Annotated in this window: 21 protein-coding genes and 2 pseudogenes; 6 read left to right on the top strand and 17 right to left on the bottom strand. The window is 68.4% G+C overall.

Translation table 11 applies throughout. From position 1 onward, the window contains the following. Positions 1-209: 209 nt before the first annotated feature. Positions 210-422 (top strand): annotated as a pseudogene (locus OG788_RS39590) (transposase); the annotation flags it as partial. 1,015 nt (positions 423-1,437) lie between these two features. Continuing rightward, complete coding sequence (locus OG788_RS39585) at positions 1,438-2,148, top strand: DUF4142 domain-containing protein (protein ID WP_406375724.1); 711 nt, start codon at positions 1,438-1,440, stop codon at positions 2,146-2,148. A 516-nt stretch (positions 2,149-2,664) separates the two neighbouring features. Here OG788_RS39585 and OG788_RS39580 read toward each other — a convergent pair. The 7 genes and pseudogenes from OG788_RS39580 to OG788_RS39550 form a co-directional block, all read right to left on the bottom strand. Continuing rightward, positions 2,665-2,988 (bottom strand): annotated as a pseudogene (locus tag OG788_RS39580) (PRC-barrel domain-containing protein); the annotation flags it as partial. A 679-nt stretch (positions 2,989-3,667) separates the two neighbouring features. After that, a complete protein-coding gene (locus OG788_RS39575) occupies positions 3,668-3,922 on the bottom strand; it encodes a DUF6479 family protein (protein ID WP_406375770.1) in 255 nt (84 codons plus the stop codon). Between the two features lie 238 nt (positions 3,923-4,160). Then, positions 4,161-4,337: a CsbD family protein gene (locus OG788_RS39570; RefSeq protein ID WP_266849477.1), complete on the bottom strand. Its 177-nt coding sequence runs from the start codon at positions 4,335-4,337 to the stop codon at positions 4,161-4,163. Between the two features lie 448 nt (positions 4,338-4,785). Then, positions 4,786-5,259, bottom strand: coding sequence for a hypothetical protein (locus OG788_RS39565; protein ID WP_406375769.1), 474 nt, complete (start codon positions 5,257-5,259; stop codon positions 4,786-4,788). A gap of 229 nt (positions 5,260-5,488) precedes the next feature. Beyond that, positions 5,489-6,652, bottom strand: coding sequence for a PP2C family protein-serine/threonine phosphatase (locus tag OG788_RS39560; protein ID WP_406375768.1), 1,164 nt, complete (start codon positions 6,650-6,652; stop codon positions 5,489-5,491). A gap of 416 nt (positions 6,653-7,068) precedes the next feature. Beyond that, complete coding sequence (locus tag OG788_RS39555; RefSeq protein WP_406375767.1) at positions 7,069-7,722, bottom strand: response regulator; 654 nt, start codon at positions 7,720-7,722, stop codon at positions 7,069-7,071. Further along, the gene (locus tag OG788_RS39550; protein ID WP_406375766.1) at positions 7,704-8,009 is read right to left on the bottom strand and encodes a sensor histidine kinase; all 306 of its coding nucleotides are present in this window, start codon (positions 8,007-8,009) and stop codon (positions 7,704-7,706) included. Before OG788_RS39550 ends, OG788_RS39555 begins: the two co-directional genes overlap by 19 nt. Here OG788_RS39550 and OG788_RS39545 point away from each other — a divergent pair. From OG788_RS39545 to OG788_RS39530, 4 genes are all read left to right on the top strand, one after another. Beyond that, entirely contained in the window at positions 7,896-8,627 is a 732-nt protein-coding gene (locus tag OG788_RS39545) for a transposase (protein ID WP_406375765.1), read from the top strand. The two genes, OG788_RS39550 and OG788_RS39545, sit on opposite strands and share 114 nt — an antisense overlap. Positions 8,628-8,645: 18 nt before the next feature. Continuing rightward, on the top strand, positions 8,646-9,104 hold the full coding sequence (locus OG788_RS39540) for a MarR family winged helix-turn-helix transcriptional regulator (protein ID WP_406375764.1): 459 nt from the start codon (positions 8,646-8,648) through the stop codon (positions 9,102-9,104). Positions 9,105-9,130: 26 nt separating this feature from the next. After that, the gene (locus tag OG788_RS39535; RefSeq protein ID WP_406375763.1) at positions 9,131-10,585 is read left to right on the top strand and encodes an MFS transporter; all 1,455 of its coding nucleotides are present in this window, start codon (positions 9,131-9,133) and stop codon (positions 10,583-10,585) included. 112 nt (positions 10,586-10,697) lie between these two features. Beyond that, positions 10,698-10,991 carry a DUF1330 domain-containing protein gene (locus OG788_RS39530; RefSeq protein ID WP_384249931.1) on the top strand — a complete coding sequence of 98 codons (294 nt, stop codon included), beginning with the start codon at positions 10,698-10,700 and terminating at the stop codon, positions 10,989-10,991. Positions 10,992-11,474: 483 nt separating this feature from the next. Here the strand turns inward: OG788_RS39530 and OG788_RS39525 are convergent, their stop codons facing one another. From OG788_RS39525 to OG788_RS39480, 10 genes are all read right to left on the bottom strand, one after another. Then, positions 11,475-12,527: a pentapeptide repeat-containing protein gene (locus OG788_RS39525; RefSeq protein ID WP_406375762.1), complete on the bottom strand. Its 1,053-nt coding sequence runs from the start codon at positions 12,525-12,527 to the stop codon at positions 11,475-11,477. Positions 12,528-13,665: 1,138 nt separating this feature from the next. Then, on the bottom strand, positions 13,666-15,276 hold the full coding sequence (locus tag OG788_RS39520) for a cation acetate symporter (protein ID WP_406375761.1): 1,611 nt from the start codon (positions 15,274-15,276) through the stop codon (positions 13,666-13,668). After that, positions 15,273-15,728, bottom strand: coding sequence for a DUF485 domain-containing protein (locus OG788_RS39515; RefSeq protein ID WP_406375760.1), 456 nt, complete (start codon positions 15,726-15,728; stop codon positions 15,273-15,275). The genes OG788_RS39520 and OG788_RS39515 overlap by 4 nt, the downstream gene beginning before the upstream one ends. A 284-nt stretch (positions 15,729-16,012) precedes the next feature. Continuing rightward, positions 16,013-17,029, bottom strand: coding sequence for a Rieske 2Fe-2S domain-containing protein (locus OG788_RS39510; RefSeq protein WP_406375759.1), 1,017 nt, complete (start codon positions 17,027-17,029; stop codon positions 16,013-16,015). Between the two features lie 2 nt (positions 17,030-17,031). Further along, positions 17,032-17,256: a recombinase-like helix-turn-helix domain-containing protein gene (locus tag OG788_RS39505; RefSeq protein ID WP_406375758.1), complete on the bottom strand. Its 225-nt coding sequence runs from the start codon at positions 17,254-17,256 to the stop codon at positions 17,032-17,034. Positions 17,257-17,286: 30 nt separating this feature from the next. Further along, entirely contained in the window at positions 17,287-18,225 is a 939-nt protein-coding gene (locus OG788_RS39500; RefSeq protein ID WP_406375757.1) for a PDR/VanB family oxidoreductase, read from the bottom strand. 37 nt (positions 18,226-18,262) lie between these two features. Continuing rightward, complete coding sequence (locus OG788_RS39495) at positions 18,263-19,888, bottom strand: thiamine pyrophosphate-binding protein (protein WP_406375756.1); 1,626 nt, start codon at positions 19,886-19,888, stop codon at positions 18,263-18,265. Positions 19,889-19,897: 9 nt separating this feature from the next. After that, positions 19,898-20,686, bottom strand: coding sequence for an SDR family oxidoreductase (locus tag OG788_RS39490; protein ID WP_406375755.1), 789 nt, complete (start codon positions 20,684-20,686; stop codon positions 19,898-19,900). Positions 20,687-20,705: 19 nt separating this feature from the next. Beyond that, positions 20,706-21,461, bottom strand: a complete 756-nt coding sequence (locus tag OG788_RS39485) for an SDR family oxidoreductase (protein WP_406375754.1) — start codon at positions 21,459-21,461, stop codon at positions 20,706-20,708. Then, complete coding sequence (locus OG788_RS39480; RefSeq protein ID WP_266764918.1) at positions 21,454-21,975, bottom strand: cupin domain-containing protein; 522 nt, start codon at positions 21,973-21,975, stop codon at positions 21,454-21,456. The genes OG788_RS39485 and OG788_RS39480 overlap by 8 nt, the downstream gene beginning before the upstream one ends.

Raw genomic sequence — 21,975 nt, 5'->3', positions numbered from 1 at the left:
AAGCCGAACTCGACGCCCGCCCGGGCAGCCACCCGGGACCTGACCCGCGCTCTCGACCAGCACGGCTGACCACGACCTGATTCCAGCACCCGCTCGCCCCATTCCCGTACCCTGCTGCCGCAGCCCGGCCCTCCGAGAGTGGCTGGACGGATCGCGTGGGCGCCGTACGTCGGTGAAGCCGCACCGGCGCGGCAGGCCACCTTCGAGGGACCTCGGCGAACGTCGCCGAGACCAGCCAGGGCATCGACGCCGGCAAGAAGATCAATGGACGCAAGCGGCACCTGATCACGGACACGCTCGGTCTGATGCTGGCCGTCCTCGTCACCGCCGCGAACGTGCACGACACGACCGGCGGCAAGCTCCTGCTCGACGACCTCGCCGCGGCGCATCCCAGCGTGACCAAGGTCTGGGCCGACGGCGGTTCCAACGGAGAGGTCCTGCGCGCCATTAGCGACCCCTTCGGCGTGCTGGGCGGCAGCGAATGGCGCTTTCCCCAGCCCGGATCAATGGACCTGCTGCACCGCTACATAGGCAAGACCGTCGACGGCTACGAACTCGACCCCGCCCGGCTCCTCGCCCTCCATTTCGGCGAGGATCGATTCGTCATCCCTCTCGACAACGACACGCGCGTTGGCCCCGAAGCAGCCCACAGCCTCGGCCCCGACGGCGTCCCAGGAGGAATATGGATCTGGTGACCGCAGAAGAACGCACCGATCCAGCCAGCCCCCAGCGAGCCCCCGGCCTCCAGAACCACACCCCGCATCACATCGTCGGCCGCTAAGATCTTTCCAGGCCCGCCTCAAGCTTAGTCACGGCAACTGCTGTGACGTCAAAAGCCTGAGGGAGAACGAAATTGAACGCTCACAAGGGTCTTGGCGAGCAGCTCGTATGGCTCGCCGCCAGCACTGTCACAGGGGTGGTCGGGTCCGTGCTCGCCTCGTACATCGTGTTCCTGTGCGGCTGGTCGTAACACTGAGGCTGGGCTCAGTGCCCCCGGGTACGACACGGCGACTACGGGGGCACGCCTCCACCGGCATCAGAACCTACTCCCTTGAGCACGGAAGCCCCGAACGCAGCCGGGGATCCACCACATCAGACCTCGCTGTAGCTCCCCGCCGCCGGCGTCAACCGCGTCGCGGCCCCTACCGGGTCAAGAATCCACGCTGTAGGCCTTTTCGCCCACCATGAGTGGAGCGTCCGTTGGCCCCTTGATCTAGGGGCCGCGCCGGATCACTCGGGTGCCGACCCGGCACAGCTCGGCGTCCTGGGCTCGACCTGTGCGCTGTCCATGAACCTTTCGGCCGGTGCACTGAGTCCGAGCGGCTTCCTGTGCGTACTGCTCTTCGGCCGCCCCGACCAGGCGACGGCAGATCGGCGCCAAGCCGACGGGCAGGAGGAACAGTGCAGCGTTCGGGCAATGTGATCGGAACACTCTTTGTGGGCGGTGCTCTAACGCTGACCCTCGCGGCTCTCGCCTACCCGGCGATGCTCGGTATCAGCACGGTGTCGACCTCGCCCGACCGGATCATCGCCAACACGCAGTGGGGACCGCTGACAGAAGGCGAACGGGACTTCGTGGTCAAGGTGCGCGCGGCCGGCCTGTGGGAGCACCCGCTCGGCCTGATCGGCCTGCAGAAGGGACAGAGCCAGGCCGTCAAGACCGCGAGCCAGCACCTCGTCGACGGGCACGCCGCCCTGGACACCAGCTGCCGCAAGATCGCACCGATGCTGAACATCACGCTGCCCAACGTGGCGAGCCCCCAGCAGGAAGGTTTCGTCACTCAGCTGAAGACAGAGTCGGGGCGGCAGTTCGACACCGACTTCGCCAACATCCTGCGGATGACCCACGGTTCGATCTTCAACGCGATCGCCAAGGTCCGCTCGACCACCAAGAACACGCTGATCCGCGCGCTTGCCGATCAGGCGAACAACACGGTGCTCGACCACATCACCGTGATGGAGAAGACCGGCCTCGTCGACTTCGACACCACGGTCTTCAACCAGACCACCCCGCCCAAGCTCCCCAAGTCCGACATGACTCCACCGAACCCGGTACCCGGCCAGCCCCAGGTCGTCCTCAACCCGCCGCCCAGCCCGACCTCCACACCACTGGACCTCGACGCCGCCCTGAACGGCTCGATCAAATAGAGGGAAGCCCGCCAGGCCAGGCCCCGGCCCGTGTGCACGGCGCTTCTCCGGGATGGCCAGTGCACGACGGGCGGCACACTCGCCACAGCACAGCCAGAAGCGGCAGGCCAGTCGGCCTCAGAGGTCAAACTCGCGGGCGCAGCGACGTACTGCACCGCAACGCTGCGCTGTCGGCCGCCGGCGACGACGTTCAGGTGCTGACTGGACGCGCCGCCTGCAGCAAGGGCGTCCCTACCGCTGCTCGTCGGGAACCACATACAAGCGCAGCAGCGCCTGCCCTGGGGCGCGACTGCCGGCACGCTCCTGCTCAGGGCGCGTCATCGGAGCATTGTCTTCGGAACTATCGGAGCGGGCCGGCTCGGTGTCCGGATTGTTTTGTCGGCTGCGAGCAAGGCCCGAAGCGGTGCTCTTGTCGCAGGGGAACGAAGCCTCTTCGATGGCATCGGTGACGGGCGAGTCAGTGGGGTCCCGTCCGCCCTGGTCCGGCCGGTTGACGACCTGCTGCCAGCCCCGGCCGTCCTCCCACGCGATGCCGTAGTACTCGTACAGGCGGTGTTCCTCGTCCACCGTGAGGAACCCCCCGGCGTCGACGTCGACGTGGGGGGCGTCTTTGACGGTGGCCTTGGCGTAAGGAACTTCAAGATGGTTCTCCACCATGGCTGCCTCGCGCGTGGGCACGAAGGACTCACTGGTGCCGAAGAGCCCGGTTTTGACGGTGACCCACTCGGGCTCGCCGGTCGCATCGTCGAGGAAGACATGCTTGGTGTCGCCGATCTTGTTTCCGTCGACGTCGTACACCGAGTGGTCGAGCACGGTGGCAATCTGCCCGTGGGTGATCATCCTGGCCTCCTGCCTCCCTTTGGTCGTCTTCCGCGTAACCCGCTGAAAAGCATGAAAACGCACTTACAGGAACAACCTGACTGGTGCCCTTGCTCTGGCTCAGCAGTCGGTTGCCCCGTTACGCGGGCGGGCCCGAGAGGCAGGGACCTCGAGGACGGGCGCGGGACCGTCCTCCTCCCCCATTGCCTTCCGACCAGAAAGGCCGCGCGTCGGGGCCGCGCGTCGCCCTCAGGGTTGCGACCGCGGGTTCGGCGGCAGCTCTGCGCAGCCCGCCCGATCGCGCGGATCGTCCGGGCCCCAGGCGACGACGGAGTAGCCGATCTCTACCCTGCCCGCTTGGTCGGGCGGTCCGTGGAATCCGGCGTGTCCGACGACGAGACCCTCATCGCCGACGACCGCTTGCCGCACCATCCGCCGCGCCCGGCCAAGATCGGCGGCCATCAGGCCGAGACGGAACCGCCACAGCCATCGAGCTCTGTCGGCCACGAAGTACCCGGCGATACCCTGGCCGTGCTGCCGGTTACGGACAGGTCTCCGCCGGACAGCTCGACGAAACAGCACGGCGCTGGGGTGTCCAGACAGCTGAGCCCCGTCCGTACCGCTACCGCCGATCGTGCGCGGCACCCAGCACGCGGAGTCGGGCCTACCGCCCTGCGCGGCACGGAGTGGAGCTGCGCCGTCAGCGGTGGGGATGCCCTTGTTCAGGGTCGTCGTCGGGTGTACTCCATCCGTCGCCGCGGTGTGCGGGATCCGTCAGGTCACGGCGTGCTTGTGCGGCCTGCGGCGCAGTCGTTGTCACACGGCGCCGGGCAGAGTGCCGGGTACCGATGAAGAATGCGACGACCAGGATGACGACGACAGCGATGCCCGCCACCATCAGCCACAGGGCGCCGCCATACGAAGCGGCCAGCACGGTGAGCGTTTCGGCGTTCATGGGCGTCGTGTACCCCACACGAGAGCAATATCCCTCGCCGCTCTGCAAGGTGAGCCGTGTGCAGGCTGACCGGGCAAGCTGCCTCGTCAGCCAGGGCCCCCGGCACCCTGGAGGGTCTTGTCACTCGGTGACGCTGCGCTGGTAGCAATGGGGCCGGCCTGGTTCCGGCGCCTTCATCGCCGGGGCTCCGGCGGAGGGCCCGTCCTCTTGGAGGCGGGCCCTCCAACCGGTTCGCGCTTCAGTGCTTGCTGTGCTTGCCGCGCATGGAGTCCTTGGCGTCGTGCACGGCTTCCTTCGCCTCGCCCTCAGCCTGGTCCATCTTTCCCTCGGCCTTCATCCGGTCGTTGCCAGTGACTTTGCCGACCGCTTCCTTGGCCTTGCCCTTGGCCTTGTCCATGCCGCCCTTGTCAGCCATGTCCTGCTCCTTGCATGAGAAATCAATGACGGTGACAAACTAGAGCGTAAATGCACATATCGCTCGGTAAGTGCTGCACGGGACAGGCCACGGCCAGGGAGACAGCAGGCGGGGCATCAGGCCCGGGGAATCCGGGCAGTTTGGAGCACCACGAGTCTCGCCTCCGTGATGGGTCGTACACCTCCTCCATATGCCAGTCGTGATCGAGGATCAGGTACACCGCAGCGCGCCGCGCTGCGATGCCTGTGTCCGCGAGAACCTGGCCGGCCTGGCGTGCAGGAGCCAGCAGTCCGGGGGCCTGCCGCTCCACCTTCGCCAGATCCACCACCTGTCCTGCCAGGCCTGATGCTCGCCCACCCGCTCGTGCTCCCGCATGCCTCAGACCACCCGGCTCATGACGGGAAGACCTTCCTGGGCAGGCGTCGGTCGCAAATTCACCAACCGCCCCCTACTCCGTGACGAAGGCGGCATAGCCGGCGGGGACCTCGCTCACCTGGAGGTCGGAGAAGATCAGGGTCAGGTTGTGCGCGTTGGTTTCCAGGCGTACCTCGTGAAAGTCGATGCCGAGGACGTTCGACCAGCGCCGGGCGTCCTCCGAGTCGGGCAGGAGCCTGGCTCCCGGGAACAGGCAGTGCCACTTCACGCCCCAGACGTATCCATCGAGCTCAGTACCGGTTTCCTGCTCGATGAGCCGATCGTCCATAGAGACTCGCCAGGTCTCCGCCGGCACCGACGTCTCACACCGGGCCTCCACGCAGTACCGGAACAGATACCGCTTGTAGGACGACTCCATGGCCGTCGAAGGATCAGCCGTCGCGTAGACGATGACCTCGTAGTCACGCATGTAGCTGGTGTAGCCGTGGTGCACTACAGCGTGATCGAAGGCCTCGTCCAGCATCTGTTCCAGCACGGCGGTATCCATCCCGCCCTTCTACCTCACTCGGCGAGACCTTCGGCAACGAGACGCGCAGGTGACAGGGACCTTGGCCTGCCCGGACCCGTCCTAGTCGGGGTTGAGGGGGCTGCATGGCAAAAAGGCAGGGGGCGAACACCCCTGGAGGGGCTGGTCGTCTCCGCCGGGGTGGGGCACCGACAAGACGCTGGGTGTCGTACGCATTCCGCGTGCAGCTGCGGTGGCACGGATCCACTGCCTAGTCCCGGGTGCCTCGCCAGTCCAGGCAGACCACGGTGGCGTCGTCGTGCAGGACGCCTTGCTGGGCACGCAGGACGGCCTGCGTAAGCACATGAACAGTGTCGCGAGGGTGCAGGTCGCGGGTGCCTTCGATCAGGGCGGGAAGATCCTCGGCGATGGCGTTGCGCTCAAGCATGCCATCGGTGACCAGAATGAGACGGTCACCCCGTTGCAGTTGGCGAGTCTGAACGCGGTGTGGGTGCGGCAGGGGGGCGCCGAAAGGCGGATCAACCTCAGGAGTGAGGCGATTAAGACGTCCCCCACGCAGAAGCCAGGGCCATGGGTGGCCGGCATTGACGAAGCCGACCCTTCCCGTCCGCAGATCGATCCGCAAGAGCTGACCGGTGGCCAAAGAGCCGACTGCGCCGTGGTCGAGCAGAGTCTGATGGGCCTGTCGGGCCTGTTCGGCCAGGTCAGCACCAGTGCGGCGGGCCATGCGCAGAGCGCCGACAAGCAGAGTGGCCAACAGGGCGGCCCGGACGTCGTGGCCCATGGCATCGGTGATGGACACATGCAAGGTGTGGCGGTCCAGGGAGTGATCGAAAGTATCGCCGGCGACCGTTTCGGCGGGGATCAGCTCGCCGGAGACCGTGAACTGCGGAGCCTCACAGGTGAGGCAGTCAGGCAGGAGAGTGTTCTGGATCTCAGCGGCCAGGACCACAGGGAGGGTGCGCCGACCCCACTGGTACAGGTCGGTGAAGCGGCGGTTGGCGATGAGGATGTACGCCAGAGCGTGGGCTGCTTCCACGATGGTCTGCACCGTTGCCGGTTCAGGGGTTCGGGGGAGGAAGGCTTCGAGAAGCCCGATGGCATCCCCCCGGTTGGTCACCGGAGCCACGATCTGGACCTGCCCGTCTTGCCCCTCCCGCACGGACACCCGCTGGTCACGCAGTACCTGCTCGTAGACGGTACCGGGCAACCCGATGTGCTCCCGCTCCTCTCCGGCGTCGGCGTTGCTCAAGCGCACAACTGCGTTGCCGGTGAAGTCACTGATCAAGAAGGACACGGACCGGGCGCCCAGAGTCCTCGCCAGCTCGAAGGCGACCACCTCAGCCGACTCGACAGGCATCCCGGCCTCCGCCGCGGCAAGCAGTCCCGCCAGGCCCACAGACCCTTCAACCATCCCCGGCTCCTCTCGGCCGGATCCACTCAAAGATCCACTCACGTGACGGGTGCGCCCACGGGCTGGGACCCCTCCTCCGGCGCAACACAGAGTCGCCCTGCCAGCCAAGGTGGCACCCCCATTACGCCACCAGCGGCATGTCACACCCGTCCCGAACAGCCCGATCCCCCGCGGTGGCCGCACCTGACGCTCCAGGGTGAGTGTTGCGTTACCTCACGCCGGACTGCGCGGTCAGGGCGGAGTGCCTCGTGCCGAGCTCATCGTGCCGTACCACCAGCTCGTCATAGGCCTTTGCAGCTGGTCGCGCTGAGCACGGTGATCAGCGTAGTTCCGGCGGCTTCGAGGGCCGGCGGGGCCTTCATAACCCTCACGGGAAGGGTGCCGAGGACGTCGGCTGAGAGGCAGCCGCCGGGCGGTCACTCCTGGCCGATGAGGCCGGTCTCCCAGGCCCAGGCGGCGATCTCCACCCGGTTCCGGGCGTCCAGCTTGGCCTGCACGTTCCCTAGGTGGGTCTTCACCGTGCCCACCGTGATGGACAGTTCGTCGGCGATCTCCGCGTTGGTACGCCCTCGGGCTACCAGGCGTACGAGGTCCAGCTCGCGGGCCGACAGAGGGCTCGGCACAGTCCGGCGGTCGGGCACCGGGGCGTTCAGCCGGCGCAGCAGCCGCACAGTGACGGAGGGGCTGACCAGTGCCTCGCCCGAGGCCGCCGCCCGGACGGCCTCGACCAGCAGGGCTGGACCGGAGTCCTTGATCAGGAACCCGCAGGCGCCGTCGTGCAGGGCGCGATGGACGTACGCGTCGTCGTCGAAGGTCGTGGCCCCGACGACCTTCGGCGGGTCGACGGCGCCGGGACGGTTCAGCCGGCAGAGCGCTTCGAGGCCGTCGAGGCGGGGCATCCGGATGTCCATCAGCACCACGTCGGGGTGGTGCCGCTCGGCAAGTTCCACTGCCTGCAGGCCGTCCGCCGCTTCGGCTACGACCTCGATGTCGTCCTCGGCGGCCAGGATCATCGCGAATCCGGCGCGGACCATGGCCTGGTCGTCGGCGATCAGCACCCGAATGGCCAATGGGTCCCTCCGCCCGGGCCGCCGGCGGGCGGGGCGGGGACCGGAGCCGCCGGGAAAGTGGCCTCGACGCTCCAGCCACCGTCCGCGGCCGGGCCCGTTCGCATGCCGCCGCCGACCAGGTTCACCCGTTCGGCCAGCCCTCGCAGCCCGAACCCGCCGCCGGAGCGGTGGAGTTGCCTGCCGTCGTCACTGACCCGCACCGTGACGCCGTCGCCGCACCGGACCGCGCGCACCCGCACCTCTGTGCAGCCCTGGGCATGTTTGCGTACGTTGGTCAGCGCCTCCATCACCACCCGGTGGGCGGTGGGCTGCGTACCTCGGTCGGGGAAGCGGTCGCCGACCGCAGACGGACGGTGGTGCAGGCGGCGCGCGACTTCGAGGTGTCGTGGCCGGTGGCGAACACCGCGTTCACGGCCGCGGCTGCGCTGCCGAAGGACACGCCGCCGGTGACGCACCTGGGGATCGACGAGACCCGACGCAGGAAGGCGAAGTTCCGCCTGGTCGAGGCGCCCGACGGCGGTGAGATCTGGGAAGTCGTCGCCGACCGATGGCGTGTCGGGCTGGTTGACCTGGTCGGCGGTGCCGGGCTGCTGGGGCAGGTCGAGGGCCGCACCGCGGCGAGGGTGTCGGCGTGGATCGGCGCCCAGACTCGCCAGTGGCGGGCCGGGGTCCAGGTGGTCGCGATCGACATGTGCACCGTGTTCAAAGCCGCGGTGCGCGACTCGCTGCCGCACGTCAGCACGTGGTGGCCCCAGATCCTCGCCGCGATCACGACCGGCGTCACCAACGCCGCCTCCGAAGGGATCAACAGGGCGATAAAGCGACGCCGTTCATCTCTACGCGAACGAGTTGTAAGTGCAGTATCGCCGAACCCTGATCGGGCTATACATAAAGGATTCATATAAAGCTGCTATGCTTCAGGCATGAGTCGCCGAGACGCCGCGCACGGCGCTTCCGATGCCATCGGGTCAGCCCTCTACGGTCTGGCCACCAGGGCCGTGAAACGCCTTCCCCGCGACATGAGCCTGACGTCCGCCGCCACCCTGGCCACCCTGGACAAGACCGGCCCGCGACGGATCACCGATCTGGCAGTGGCCGAGGGCGTCACCCAGCCCGCGATGACCGTCCTGGTCCGGGTGATGGAGGAATCCGGCCTGGTCGAGCGGAAGGGCGATCCGTCCGACAAGCGGGTCACGCTGGTGTGCCTGACCGAGGCCGGCGCGTCGTACGTCCGGACGCGACGCCAGGCGGGCGTCGACGCGTACGCGCGGTTGATCGACGAACTCACCGGTGACGAGGTCAAGGCCTTGGCAGCAGCCCTTCCGGCGCTGCTGCATCTGGCGGAGCTCGAAAGCCACGCCCGACAGGAGTCGGACCGGTGACCGCGGCCCAGGCTCATGACCAGCCCATGAGCACTGCCCTGATACGTTCCGAGGCACGTCTGCTGGTGCCCGCCCTGATGTTCATCGCCCTGGTCGTGGCGGCGGTCGCCAGCCTCGGGACGCCGCTCATCACCAGCGTGGCGACCACGTTCCACGTCTCTCTCGACAGCGCGCAGTGGACGCTGACCATCGCCCTGCTCAGCGGCGCCGTCGCCACACCCGTCCTCGGCCGGCTCGGAGCCGGCCCGCACCGGCGGGCCACGATTCTCGCAACGCTGGCGATCGTCGTCGTCGGCAGCGCGCTCACCGTGCTGCCGCTGCCGTTCGCCTGGCTGCTCATGGGCCGAGCGGCCCAAGGCGTCGGACTCGGTCTCACGGCGCTGATGATGGGCGTGGCCCGCGACCATCTTCCCGAGGAGCGCAGCGCGGCCACGATCGCCCTGATCTCAGTGGTCTCCATCATCGGAGCCGGCGTCGGCTACCCGCTGGCCGCGCTGCTCGCCGAGTTCGGCGGACTGCGGGCCGCCTACGGCCTCGGCCTGCTCGTCACCGCCATCGCCTTCGTGACCGCGTGGCGCTCCATGCCCGCAGCTCCCGAAGGCCGCTCCGCTCACGTGAACGTGGCCGGTGCGCTCGTCCTGGCGGGTGGACTGCTCCTCGTCCTGTTCCTGGCCGGCGAGAGGAGCCTGTGGAGCCGACACCTCGCCGTGGCGGTGACCCTTGCCGTCGCCGCCGTACTCCTGCTCTGCGTCTGGACCGTTTCCGAACTGCGAACCAAGACGCCGCTGGTCGACGTCCGGGCGGTACGGCACCCGGCGGTCGCCGGGGCGAACTTCGCCATGTTCGTCGGCGGGAGCGGCATGTACCTCCTGCTCACGCTCATCACCCGCTACGCGCAAACGCCGCACAGCGCCGGCTACGGCTTCGGACTGACCACCTTCGTGGCGGGGCTGGTCCTCATCCCGTTCTCCGTGCTGGGGTTCGTCGCCGGCAAGCTCACGCCGCGGGTCCGCGAACGGATCGACGGCCCCCTGCTCCTGGCCGGCAGCGCCGCCATCGTCGGCGGCGGGTTCGTCCTGTTCGCCACCGCCCGGTCCAACCTGGCCGAACTGCTCGCGGCCATGGGCGTGCTGGGCTTCGGCGTCGGCAGCTTCTCGGCCGCCATGCCCGGCGTCATCCTGGCCGTCACCCCCAAGAGCGAGACGTCGAGCGCCATGAGCTTCAACTACGTCGTCCGCAGCGTCGGGTACTCCCTGGGCAGCGCCATAGGCGGTCTGGTCCTGGCCGCCGGCACCGCCACGGGCCGCCTCTTCCCGGACGACGACGCCTACACGACCGCGGCGCTGGTCGGCGTCGCCGCGATGGCGATCACGACGATGGCCGGCCTCGCCCTAGCCCGCCGACGCTCACCCGAGACCAATCCGATCACAGCCCCAGTCGGTGTGCCGGGCCTGGGCCGCTCGAGTCGAACCGAAAGCTGAGGATCGAAGCCGTCCGACTTCGACGCCGTCTCCGTCGGCTCGCTGACCCACAGCGCGCCGGCCATGGATCTGAGCATGCTTCTGATCATCAATTCCGAACACAGGAGGTACCGTGGCCAAGGGCTACTGGGTCAGCGTCTACCGCACCATCGCAGACCCTGAGAGGCTTGCTGCCTACGACAAGCTGGCCGGTCCAGCCGTCAGGGCCGCGGGCGGGCGGCTGCTCTCCCGCGGCAGCCGGGTCGTCGCACACGACGCCGGAATCGCCGAGCGCACCATCCTGATCGAGTTCGACAGCTTCGAACAGGCGGTCGCCGCACGCGCGAGTGCGGCCTACCAGGAGGCACTGGCCGTACTTGCTGACGGCGTCGAGCGCGACTTCCGCATCATCGAAGGCCTCGACTGACGATCGAGGCTGCGTCGGCGACGAACACGAAGCCGACTGCGGGGATCACCCCGGCTCGTCAGCGCGCCGCACCGTCGCGAACAGCGTCAGGCCAGTGGCATCGGCGGTGATGTCCAGTCCGGCGACGGTTCCCGGCGGCGCGGACGTCGGCCGTGGGCGCGCGGGCCACGCTCCAACTCCCGCTCCCTGTCCGGCTATCTGGGTAGCGGCCTCACGCCACTGCCGCTGACACCGGTCCACCGATCTCTCAGACACCCGGAGAGCGGACGCGACGGGGCTTCGAACCGACCCACGGCATCCGGCCGAAGCGTTCCCCAGGTTGTTGTCTTGGCACCGGTCGAGCCGCAGTTTCGCGCGGACCTCACGGGGACAGCAATGCGGCACAGAGGATGCAACGCTCGGCAGGACGGCCCGAGATCACCCAATCAAGCTCAATATTAGGATCGGTCAGCGGGGCCTCACCGGCGGGGGTATCACCTCATCTCACTCTGATTCGTCTTGGATGGCGGCTTCCACCTCTGCGACTCGTGCTTGAACGTGAGGGTTGGCTGCCAAATCCTGTGACATCCGTGTGCGGTAGAGAATGGCTGTCACCAATTGCTCGACGGTCAACCCCTTGGCAACGAGGTAGCCCCGGCGAGGCTTCGTTCGCCGACCAGGTCGTCGAACCGCAACCTTCGCCAGATGTGCCCTCTCCAGGTTCGCTCCCTCTAGGCGCGCCCCGTCCAACCTCGCAGCCTCCAAGTGCGCCCGGAATAGATTTGAGAGCGACAGCCGAGCATTCCTCAGATCTGCGCTATAGAGCCGCGCCCCCGAGAGGTTAGCGCGTACGAGACTGGCCCCGGCCAGATTCGCGACAACCAGCCAAGCTTTGGAGAGATCCGCGCTGTCCAGACGGGCCTCGGCAAGGTTCGCGAGAGTCAGTTTAGCTTTGACGAGGATCGCGTTGTCCAGCTGGGAATTCTGTAGATTCGCCGAGGACAGGTTGGCGTCCTTCAAGAACGCGCCCTCCAAGTTAGTGGCGAACAGGACCGCTCCTTCCAAGTCCGCTTTGAAAAGATTCGCCCCGCGTAGATAGCTGTTACTTAGGTCAAGCGGCAACGGGGTGCCGCCCTGGCCTTGCCTGGGGCGGCGGGCGAGTACTGTTAGCGCGGCTTGGACGTCTGTGGCTGGGGTGGCATCTCGTACTCTGCGTCGCGCCCGTTCCAGCCGACGTTCGCCAGGGGCAATCAGCGACTGAGCGCGCCCGGCGGCCGACGGATTGTTCGGCGCGCGCTCGCGGACGAAGGCAGCCAGCACGTCGCTCATGGCTTGACGATCCCTGGGCGAGTCCCGCATGAGCCGTTCCAAGGCATAGATTCCTCCGAGACGTACCTCGAGCACGGCGGAACCGAGATGCTCCACAGCTTTACTGAACCGGTCAGTGACGTGACCCTCTCGGCTCAGATGCAGTGTGCGGCCCGTGAAGATCAGCCCAATCACCGCTACTAACGCCGCACCCATCGCCACCACAGCGGTACGGAATCCGCTGATCACAGTGGCTGCTCCTGGTTCTAGCCCAGACAGATGAGGATCCTCGAAGTACCAAGGACCCGAGATCAGTAGCCAGATAAAGGTCGCCACAGCCGCAAGCCCGCACACAACAAGCAGCAACCATTTGAGGGTCGCGCGAGCCCGACGTTGATCCATCACCCGTTCATGACACCCACTTGAGAGCCAATCAGCGCGTTGGCTCGTCTGAATGGGCTACACCCCGGCGTCGGAAGCCGCACGATAGCGATGGCCGACGCTGTGGAGCGCACCATCAGCTTGGGAAGCTGAGAGCATCCAGGGCTTGCTCCGAGGCTGACCTGCGGCTGAGCGGTGTCGGCGCCTGGTGCGAGGTCGGCTGGTTCCCCGGTGTTCCCCGTGGTTCCCCGCATGATCTGGCACGGGAACAACTCGCCGTCGGCATGGGGTTCGCCGGCGCGCAGGATCTGCTCGATCAGTGTCGAAGGCTCCGGTACGCACTTGGCGAAGACGCCCCACTCGGCGCAGCGGACTGGGCTCGGACACTTCTGGCTACAGAGATCGTCTTCGTCAGCGACCTCGCCGGCTCGGGCGTCGAATGGCCAACGACCACGGGGCTCGACGACGCGGCGTCGATCAGCATGCTGCGGGTGATCCAACGGAAGCTGGCCCGGACCGTCAGCCCCTACTACGGCCGATCTCACGCCAGAACAACCACTCCGCATCGCGTCGCAGTGACGGCTTGCCCGGCGACTTCATCGGTGACCTGCCGGTCAACTCCGTCATCCAACCCGCTGGCCCGCCCATCAACGCCTCCATGATCGAGGTATTGCGCCAACCACTTGAATCCGCCCTGTGACCCCGCATCGGAGTGATGTATCAACTCGCCTCCCTGTTAAGAGCGTTGATTTCGGTCGCGTTGCTACAAAGCCATCTCGAGGGCGTCCAGGACGAGCGGTGTCTTCTTCGATGTGGTTGCCGACCAGCCGACGATGCGGTGGGAGAAAGAGTCCACCACGAAGGCCACGTAGGCCACGCCGGCGAAGTGGTGACGTGGGTGAAGTCGGCGACCCAGCCCCGCTCGGGGCCGGGGCCTTGCCACGTCCCCGGCGTGCCCCGCGCTGTGGCGGCTGGGGCGGCTGGGGCGGCTGGGGCGGCTGGGGCGTCAGCTTCCTCGTCGTGCCACCCCGGCAAGGATCCATGCCTCGACCGCCTCGTACTGCCGGCGCTGTTCCTCCGCTTTCCGCCGCCCGGAAAGCACGGTCCCTGCCCAGCCGAGCGCGAAGCCCAGGGGTATGGAGACCAGGCCGGTGGTGGTGAACGGGAACCAGTTGAAGTCGGACTGGGGGAAGGCGGAGAAGGGGGAACCGGAGACCAGATTGGTGCCGGTCATGAGGACGATGGTGACGAGCGTGCCGCCGATCAGGGTCCACAGCAGGCCCGTGCGGGTGTAGCGGCGCCAGAAGAGGCTGTAGACCAGTGCCGGTGCCAGTGCGGACGCGCCGAGGGAGGCCGACAGCAGGGCCAGCGGCTGCAGATTGTGGTGTTGCACGAGGGTGGCCAGCAGGATGGTGGGGGCGCCCACCGCCAGGGCGGACACCCGTGCGAGGGCCATCTCGCGGCGGGGGGTCGTCACCTTGCGCCGACTGCCGAACACGTCGTGCGCGAGGGTGTTGGCGCAGGCCAGGATCATGCTGGCGACGGATGCCAGGAGAGTGAGGAAGAGCGCCGTCGTGACCATGGTGAACAGGAAGGTTTCGGTCGACGACACGTCTGTCCCGAACGCGGCCCGCGACCCCAGCAGATAGGCGGTCCTGCCCGTCGGATCGGCACCTGCGATCGTCGCGCGCCCGATCAGCGCCGTCGCGCCGAAGCTGACGATCATGGTGATCAGCATGAAGAGGGCCACGCACGGCACCGCCCAGGACATCGACCGGCGCACCTGGCGGGCACTCTTCGCGGTGTACATGCGCATGGTGACATGCGGCAGGCAGGCGCCGCCGAGGACGACGGTCATCTCTGAACTGATCATGTCGAGCCGGGGGTTGGGCCCGTCGGCGAACTGGAGACCGGAGTGCAGGAAAGCCGGCCCCACCCCGCTGTGTGCTGCTGCGGCGGAGAACAGCTTGCCCATGTCCCAGTCGAACTGCCGCAGGATCAGTGCGGCGACTATCGCACCGGAGCCGAACAGCATCACGATCTTCAGGATCTGGATGAGGGCGGTGCCCTTCATACCGCCGATCGCCGCATAGCTGATCATCAGCGCGCCGACGCCCACGATGCACCCGGTCTTCAGCGAGTCGCTGGAGAAGCCGAGGATGAACGCCAGCAGATCACCGGTGCCGGCGAGCTGGATGAGCATCATCGGTACCAGCGCCGCGATGGTGGCGGTGCACGCGGCGATGCGCACCGCGCGTCCGGGCATCCGCCGCGCGAGCACGTCACCCATGGTGAACCGGCCCGCGTTGCGCAGCGGTTCGGCCAGCAGGAACATCAGCAGCATGAGGGAGAGGGCTATGCTCAGCGCCAGGACCACGCCGTCGTACCCGTCGAGCGCGATGACCCCGCCCGTGGACAGGACCGTCGCGGCTGAGATGTAGTCACCGGCGATGGCGAGGCCATTGCGCATCGGCGACAGCGATCCGTACCCCGTGTAGAACTCGTCGAGGTTGTCTCCGTCGGGGCCTGTCATCACGCACAGCAGCAGGATGATCGTGGCGACCGTCGTGAAGGCCATCAAAGACATCGCCTGCGCGGAACTGCTGAAACCGGTCACCGTCCAGCTCCCCGCTCGGCGTCCAGCTCGGCCTGCTTGCGGATCCGGTCCGCGATCGGATCGACCCTGCGGCGCGCCGTGTACTCATACAGCCCGATCGCCAAGCAGGTGATCGGAACCTGGATCAGTCCGAGCAGCAGCCCCGTGGACAGACCGCCCGAGACGGTGCCCGTCATCAGCGAAGGCGCGAACGCGGACAGGACGAGAAAGAGGCTGAAGTACCCGAGCGCCGTGCACGTTGCAACGCGCCGCAGGGAACGGTAGGCACTGCGCAGGAAGCGCAGGTCGCTGTGGTGGCCGAGTGCCGGATGTCGCGGCGTCGTCCCCCTGTCGGACTCCGGTTGCGGCTGCCAGGGGTAAGTGACATACGAGGGGGACAAGTAGGGCGCGGGGCCGTGCGGTGCTGCCCGGCGGTGCGGCGGGTACTCGGGGGACCCGAAGTCGTCTTGCATCCCGTTTCTCCTTGCGTGGCTCAGGGCTCGTTTGGGACCGAAGGGAAGCGGGGGGTGAGCGCACGCTACCCGTGCGCATCAGTCTTGGCGAGAGTTAGTACAGACCAATTGACCATGGGGTGCCCGTGGGTTCGGTCGGCTTCCGGGCCGCGGTCCGGAAGCCTCCGGCGCGGGCTGCCGCCGAACGCGGGAGGCTGAGTTCCGGAACCCGGTGCAGCGGCCGGGAGCTCTGGATGACGCCGGCAGCGACGCCCCGCTCGTACTCAATGATGAACGGCGAGCCGTCAGGCGCCCGCCGACGACTGTGTCTCGGCCACCGCACGGTACAGCCGGCGCAGCCGCACCACGCCCAGGTCGTGCTGGTACAGGTTCTCCCGCTGGTCGGCGTCCGCCGGCATGGCCTCCAGCATGACGCGGTCCTGCTCCAGCACGTCCCAGTGGCGCTCCTCGATCAGCGTCCGGTAGAGGAAGCGCCAGGAAGCACGCTGCCAGTCCTCGACCCGGCGGTAGCGCCAGAAGAAGACGCCACTGCGCTGCTCGTCCACCGGGCAGACCATGCCCACGATCCCGAACGGTCCGCCGGGGCCGGCCGACGGCGGGTACGGGATGGACAGGTCGACCCAGTCCACGCCGGTGCGGCACAGCTCCACCCAGTCGAAGTTGACGCCGCGCTGGTCGGTCTTCTCGAAGAAGTAGCCGCGGTCGGTCTCCCGGATACGGAACTTGGCCGTGGTGTCACCATCGAACATGGTGTGCGAATCGTGGTGGAGGAAGGCGCCGTGCATCGGATCGAGCAGGTTCTCCACGGCGTAGCGCCACGGTGAGTTCCACTCGGCGTAGCACAGGAACACGTCCACCTCGGGGTCTGTCAGAGGCTCCGGGAGCGTCAGTTCGACAGGCTCCGGGTGCTCCTCGTCGCCGAAGTAGGCGAGGATCACGCCCGCGACCTCGCGAACCGGCAGTGAGGTGACCAGCTTCTTGCCCTCCAGACTGCAGCCGGGCAGCCCGGGGACGGAGGAGACCGTCCCGTCGGACTCGACCTCGACGCCGTGGTACCAGCAGGCGACCCGGTCACCGAGGTGCTTGCCGAGCGAGAGCGGTGCACCGCGGTGCGGGCAGCGGTCGGCGAGCATGGACAGGGCGCCGTCGGAACGGCGGAACAGCAGCCACTGCTCGCCGAGCGCGGTCACCTTGCGCATCGCGCCGGAGGCGACGAAGTGCGAGGGGACGACGGGGTGCCACTGGTTGCGCAGGCCGGTGGCGTAGATGTGGTCCGCCGTGGCGGAGGACGACAGCGTCATGGTCAGGCTCCCAGTCGGTTCATCTCGGCGCGGAAGGATTCCTCGGTCCACGGTGTGCCGTCGCCGGCGTGGACCTGGCGGGCGTTGAGTCCGCGCACCACGTCGGCCAGCTCATGGCCCTCCTTGGTGAAGACCTCCTCGAGGGTCGCGGCGAGCTTGTACTCGTACGGGGTCGGCTCGTGGCTACGGGACTGGTGGCCGTCCAGGTATGGCCAGGTGTCGGTCACGGTGTCTCCTTGAAGTGCGGGGGAAAGGTGTTAGAGGTCGAGGACGAGCCGGCTCCGTGACGCGCACCGCGAGACGCAGATCATCATCGTGGCGCAGGTGGCACGTTCGGCCTCGCTGAGCAGGAAGTCCCGGTGGTCGGGGGTGCCCTCGATCACCCGGGTCTCGCAGGATCCGCAGATCCCGTCACGGCAGGAGCTCGGTGCGTCGATGCCGGCGCCCTCGACGGCGTCGAGGATGGAGGTGCCTGCGCCGACGGTGAGGGTCACCCCGGAGGTGCGGCACTCGACCTCGAACTCCTCGTCGTCACCGGTGCGTTCCACGGACGGTGCGGCGAACCGTTCCAGGCGCAACCGGTCCTCGGGGCAGCGCGCCTCGACGGCCGCGAGCAGGGGCTCGGGACCGCAGGAGTACACCAGCGTGCCGTCGGGCAGCTCCGCGAGCGCGGCATCCAGGTCGATGTGGCCCAGTTCGTCCTGCGGGACGAGGGTGACATCGCCGCCGAGCGCGGCGAGTTCGGAGGTGAACGCCATCGACGCCCGCCCTCTGCCTCCGTAGACCATCCGCCAGGCGGCACCCCGGCGGGCCGCCTCCCCGGCCATCGCCAGCAGCGGGGTGATCCCGATGCCTCCGGCGACGAACAGGTAGGCGTCGGCGTCCTCCAGCGCGAAGTGGTTGCGCGGTTCGGAGACCGTGACCGGCTGCCCGGGGCGCAGCTGTGTGTGCACGAACCGCGAACCGCCTCGCGAGGCGGGTTCGTTGAGCACACCGATGCGGTAGACGTCCGGCACGTTCGGGTCGCCGCACAGACTGTACTGGCGTACCTGGCCCCCGACATGGACGTCGAGGTGTGCGCCGGGCGTCCACGCCGGCAGGGGTTTGCCGTCGGGGTGCGTCAGTTCGACGGAGAGTACGCCCTGTGCCTCCCAGGTCATTCGATGGACGACCAGCTGCAGCGAGTGCTCGCTCATGGCCTGTTGCCTCCTTACCGGCGGTGACGTGACCGGGCTACTGGCCCGGGATCCTCACGGGTGGGGTGAACGGGACCTTCATCGGTCCGAGTGCCGTCAGATCGACCTCGACGAGCGTTGGACCGTTGGAGTCGACGGCCTCGGCGAGCACCGGGCCGGCGTGCTCCTCGGCAGCGATCCGCAGGTACGGCAACCCGCAGGCCCGGGCCAGCAGTTCGAAGTCGGGGGTGGCCAGGTCGACCCCTGAGCGGCGCTCGCTGTAGCGGTCCTGCATATTGCGCAGGACTCCGTAGCCGCCGTCGTTGAAGACGATCAGGGTCAGCCGGGGCCGTTCCTGGGCAAGGGTGAGGAGCTCGCCGAGGTGGACGGCGAGTCCGCCGTCGCCGGCGATGACGACCGTGGGCGCGTCGGGCCGCGCGAGCGCCGCACCGATGCCCATGCCGAGCCCCTGTCCGATGCCGCCGCCGCGCGGGAAGACGTTGTCCCGCGGGTCGTACATCTCCAGCAGCCGGTTGCCCCAGCTGCTGGAGGGGATCGTGACGTCGCGCGCCACGACCGCCTCGCGGGGCAGCGCCGCGCGGATCGCGTCGCAGATCGCGGCCTGCGGTCCGATGTTGCCGTGCAGGAGTGCCCGCACCTCGGTGCGTACGGCGCCCACGCGATCCGTCCAGCCACTCTCGGAGGGCCGGGCGTGCGGCAGCAGAGCGGCCAGAGTGGCGGCGGCGTCTCCGTGCAGGGCGTGGGCGACGGGGTACACCCGGCCCAGCGCGTCCTTGTCGATGTCGATCTGGATGTGCGCCCCGGGGAGTTCCAGGGTGTAGTCGGCGGTCTCGTTGGAGCGGAAGTGCGTGCCGATGGTGAGCAGCACGTCCGCGTCGGCGAGCAGGGCGCGCACCGCGGGGGTGGTGGCGAAGTTGCCGATGACCTGCTCGTGGTCCTCGGGGACCGCGCCGCGCCCGGAGTTCGAGGTCAGCAGTCCCGCTCCGGCAGCCTCCAGCAGCCCGGCCAGCTCGCCCCCGGCGGTGACCACGCCGCCACCTGCCCAGATCAGCGGGCGGCGGGCGGAGGCCAGAAGGGCGCCGGCTGCGGCGAGTTCACTCCCCGTGGGAGCCGGGACGGCGGCTGCGGGGAGCTCGGCCGGCTCGTCGGTCTGGGCCGCGAACTGGAGGTCGATCGGCCACTCCACGCTCGCCGGGCCGCCCGGTGCGGTGAGCGCGGCGCGTGCCGCCTCGCGCAGGATCCGGCCCGCCTGCTCGGCGTCCGGCACACTCGCGGCGTGGGCGGAGACCGCGCTCAGCATGCCGAGCTGGTCCTTCGTCTCGTGGATGAAGCCCCGGCCGCTGCCGAGGAATTCGCTCTCCACCTGGCCGGTGACGTGCAGTACGGAGCTGCCCGCGCTGAGCGCTTCGATCAGCGATCCGGCCGCGTTGCCGGCTCCCGTACCGGTGGAGGTCAGTGCGCAGCCGAGCGAGCCCCGGGCACGTCCGTAGGCGTCCGCGGCGTTCACGGCGGATGCCTCGTGCCGCACGGGCACGAAACGCAGTTCGCGGTCGACGGCCTCGACGAGCGGCAGGTTGTGCACGCTGACGATGCCGAAGACGGTGTCGATGCCGAGTTCCCGCAGGACGGCGACGAGGAGATCGCCTCCGTTGTCGTAATGCATGGTGTCTCCTCAGAGGATGGAGCGGCCGACGCCGCCGCAGACGTCGATGCTGGTGCCGGTGATGTACGAGGCGAGGGGCGAGAGCAGGGCGAGGACCGCGAACGCGACCTCTTCGGCCCGGCCGAGGCGGCCGAGGGCTATGCCCCGGTCGGCGGCCAGTTCCGCCTGCCAGTCCTCGTAGGTCCGGCCGGACTCCGCGGCTGCGTAGCGCCTCGTCCACTGGCCGGTGTCGATGAGGCCGAGGCAGACGGAGTTGACCCGGATGCCGTCGCCGGCGAGTTCGGCCGACAGGGACTTGGAGAGGTTGAGGATGCCCGCCCGGGCGGCGCTCGTCGTGATCAGCCGGGGCTCGGGCTGCTTGGCGAGCACCGCGTTGATGTTGACGACGCTCGCCGCGCCGGAGGCGGCGAGATGCGGGCGCGCGGCCTGCAGGGGGTTGAGCACTCCGGCGAACTTCAGCTCCAGCTCGTCGCGCCAGTCCTCGGCGGTGGAGTCGTCGAGACCCTTCATCCGGGACTGTCCGGCGTTGTTGACGAGTCCGTCGATGCCGCGGAACTCCTCGGCGGTCCGGCGGACGAAGTCGTCCACGGCGCCCGCGTCCCGGACGTCGCACACTGCGGTCAGCAGGCGGTCGTGTCCGGCGCCGAGGTCGGCTGTCACCTTGGCGAGCCGGTCGGCGTCACGGCCACAGGCGGCGACGCGGGCCCCCTCGTCGAGCAGGGCGCGGACCGTGGCCAGGCCGACGCCCGAGCTGCCGCCGGTGACCACGATGGTGCGGTCGGCGAGTCCCAGATCCATAACTCGTGTCCCTTGCAGTTCAGTTCATGGTGAAGCCGCCGTTGACGGCGATCACCTGTCCGGTCAGGTAGCGGGATTCCTCGCCGAGCAGGAAGGAGACGATCCCGGTGAGGTCGTCCGGCTGCTGCGGCCGGGAGATGGCCCGGTTCATTCGGTAGAGGTCGTGCCGTTCGGCGGGCACGGTCTCGGTCGCCTCGCACTCGGTGAGTCCGGGGGCGACCGCGTTCACGGTGATCCCCTTGTCGCCGAGTTCGCGTGCCATGGCACGGGTGAGTGCGATGACCGCGCCCTTGGAGGCGATGTAGTGGGCGAGGCGGGGGGATCCGTAGAGCGCGGCGTCCGAGGCGATGTTGACGATCCGCGCCGGCGTCGCGAAGAGCGGGTACAGCGCCTTCGACACCAGCCAGGGGCTGCGGGCGTTGACCGCCATCAGCCGGTCCCACACCTCGATGTCGATGTCCTGGAACTCCTTGCCGCCCACACCGTTGGCGAGGGCCGCGTTGTTGACCAGGCCGTACACGGGGCCGAACTCGCGTACGGCGGCGGCCAGCGCGGCCACCGAGTCGGGGTCGGCGACATCGCAGCGTACGAAGTGGGCGTCGATGCCCTCCGCGCACAGTTCCGCGACGGCGTGCTCGCCCCGTTCCTGTTCCAGTTCGGCGACGACGACCCGGAAGCCGTCGGCACCTGCCCGGCGGGCCATGGCCAGTCCCAGGCCACGGCCCGCACCGGTGACGACGACAGTGCGTGCGTCGGCCGGGGGCTGGTCAGCCACGGGTGACGCCGTGCATCGGCGAGTACTCGGGGTAGGTCGGCACCTGCGGCTTCCTGGTGCCGATGACGACGCAGAACAGGGCGTCGGTGTCGCCCTCGTTCTTGAGCGAACGGGTCACTCCGGCCGGGACCACGATCATGTCGCGGTAGCCGAGAGTGCGGTACTCGGCCTCGTCCGGGCCGCGGTGGATGCCGACCTTGACCTCGCCCTCCAGGACGAAGAAGGCTTCCTCGACGTCGTGGTGGGTGTGGGCCGGGCCTTCGGCGCCGGGCGGCAGCAGCATGTTGGAGAAGGTGAACCCGCCGGAGGGGAGGATCCGGCTGTCGTTCTCGTGGTTGCCGGTGGCACCCGAGCCGACGTACCGGATCTGGCCGCGGCGGAACTGTGCGCCGGCCTTCTCCTGGAAGGAGAGGGTGTCGAAGTCCGCCACGCGGGAGGCCTTCGTGGCGATGAGGGAGTCGGTGTACGCGGTGAGGTCGCCGCCGTTGTCGTACTCGGTGGTCGTCAGAGGCAT

Origin of the sequence: Streptomyces sp. NBC_00647 (genome assembly GCF_045207245.1) — a bacterium.
Lineage (GTDB): Bacteria > Actinomycetota > Actinomycetes > Streptomycetales > Streptomycetaceae > Streptomyces.
This window is presented reverse-complemented; position numbering and strand designations above follow the sequence as displayed.

Coding starts and splice junctions, on each gene's coding strand:
- OG788_RS39570 (WP_266849477.1), bottom strand. CDS start 4,337: ATGGCTGACAAGGGCGGCATGGACAAGGCCAAGGGCAAGGCCAAGGAA.
- OG788_RS39550 (WP_406375766.1), bottom strand. CDS start 8,009: ATGGAGGCGCTGACCAACGTACGCAAACATGCCCAGGGCTGCACAGAG.
- OG788_RS39515 (WP_406375760.1), bottom strand. CDS start 15,728: ATGCAAGACGACTTCGGGTCCCCCGAGTACCCGCCGCACCGCCGGGCA.
- OG788_RS39565 (WP_406375769.1), bottom strand. CDS start 5,259: ATGGATACCGCCGTGCTGGAACAGATGCTGGACGAGGCCTTCGATCAC.
- OG788_RS39535 (WP_406375763.1), top strand. CDS start 9,131: ATGAGCACTGCCCTGATACGTTCCGAGGCACGTCTGCTGGTGCCCGCC.
- OG788_RS39500 (WP_406375757.1), bottom strand. CDS start 18,225: ATGAGCGAGCACTCGCTGCAGCTGGTCGTCCATCGAATGACCTGGGAG.
- OG788_RS39560 (WP_406375768.1), bottom strand. CDS start 6,652: ATGGTTGAAGGGTCTGTGGGCCTGGCGGGACTGCTTGCCGCGGCGGAG.
- OG788_RS39510 (WP_406375759.1), bottom strand. CDS start 17,029: ATGACGCTGTCGTCCTCCGCCACGGCGGACCACATCTACGCCACCGGC.
- OG788_RS39575 (WP_406375770.1), bottom strand. CDS start 3,922: ATGAACGCCGAAACGCTCACCGTGCTGGCCGCTTCGTATGGCGGCGCC.
- OG788_RS39490 (WP_406375755.1), bottom strand. CDS start 20,686: ATGGATCTGGGACTCGCCGACCGCACCATCGTGGTCACCGGCGGCAGC.
- OG788_RS39495 (WP_406375756.1), bottom strand. CDS start 19,888: ATGCATTACGACAACGGAGGCGATCTCCTCGTCGCCGTCCTGCGGGAA.
- OG788_RS39540 (WP_406375764.1), top strand. CDS start 8,646: ATGAGTCGCCGAGACGCCGCGCACGGCGCTTCCGATGCCATCGGGTCA.
- OG788_RS39480 (WP_266764918.1), bottom strand. CDS start 21,975: ATGCCTCTGACGACCACCGAGTACGACAACGGCGGCGACCTCACCGCG.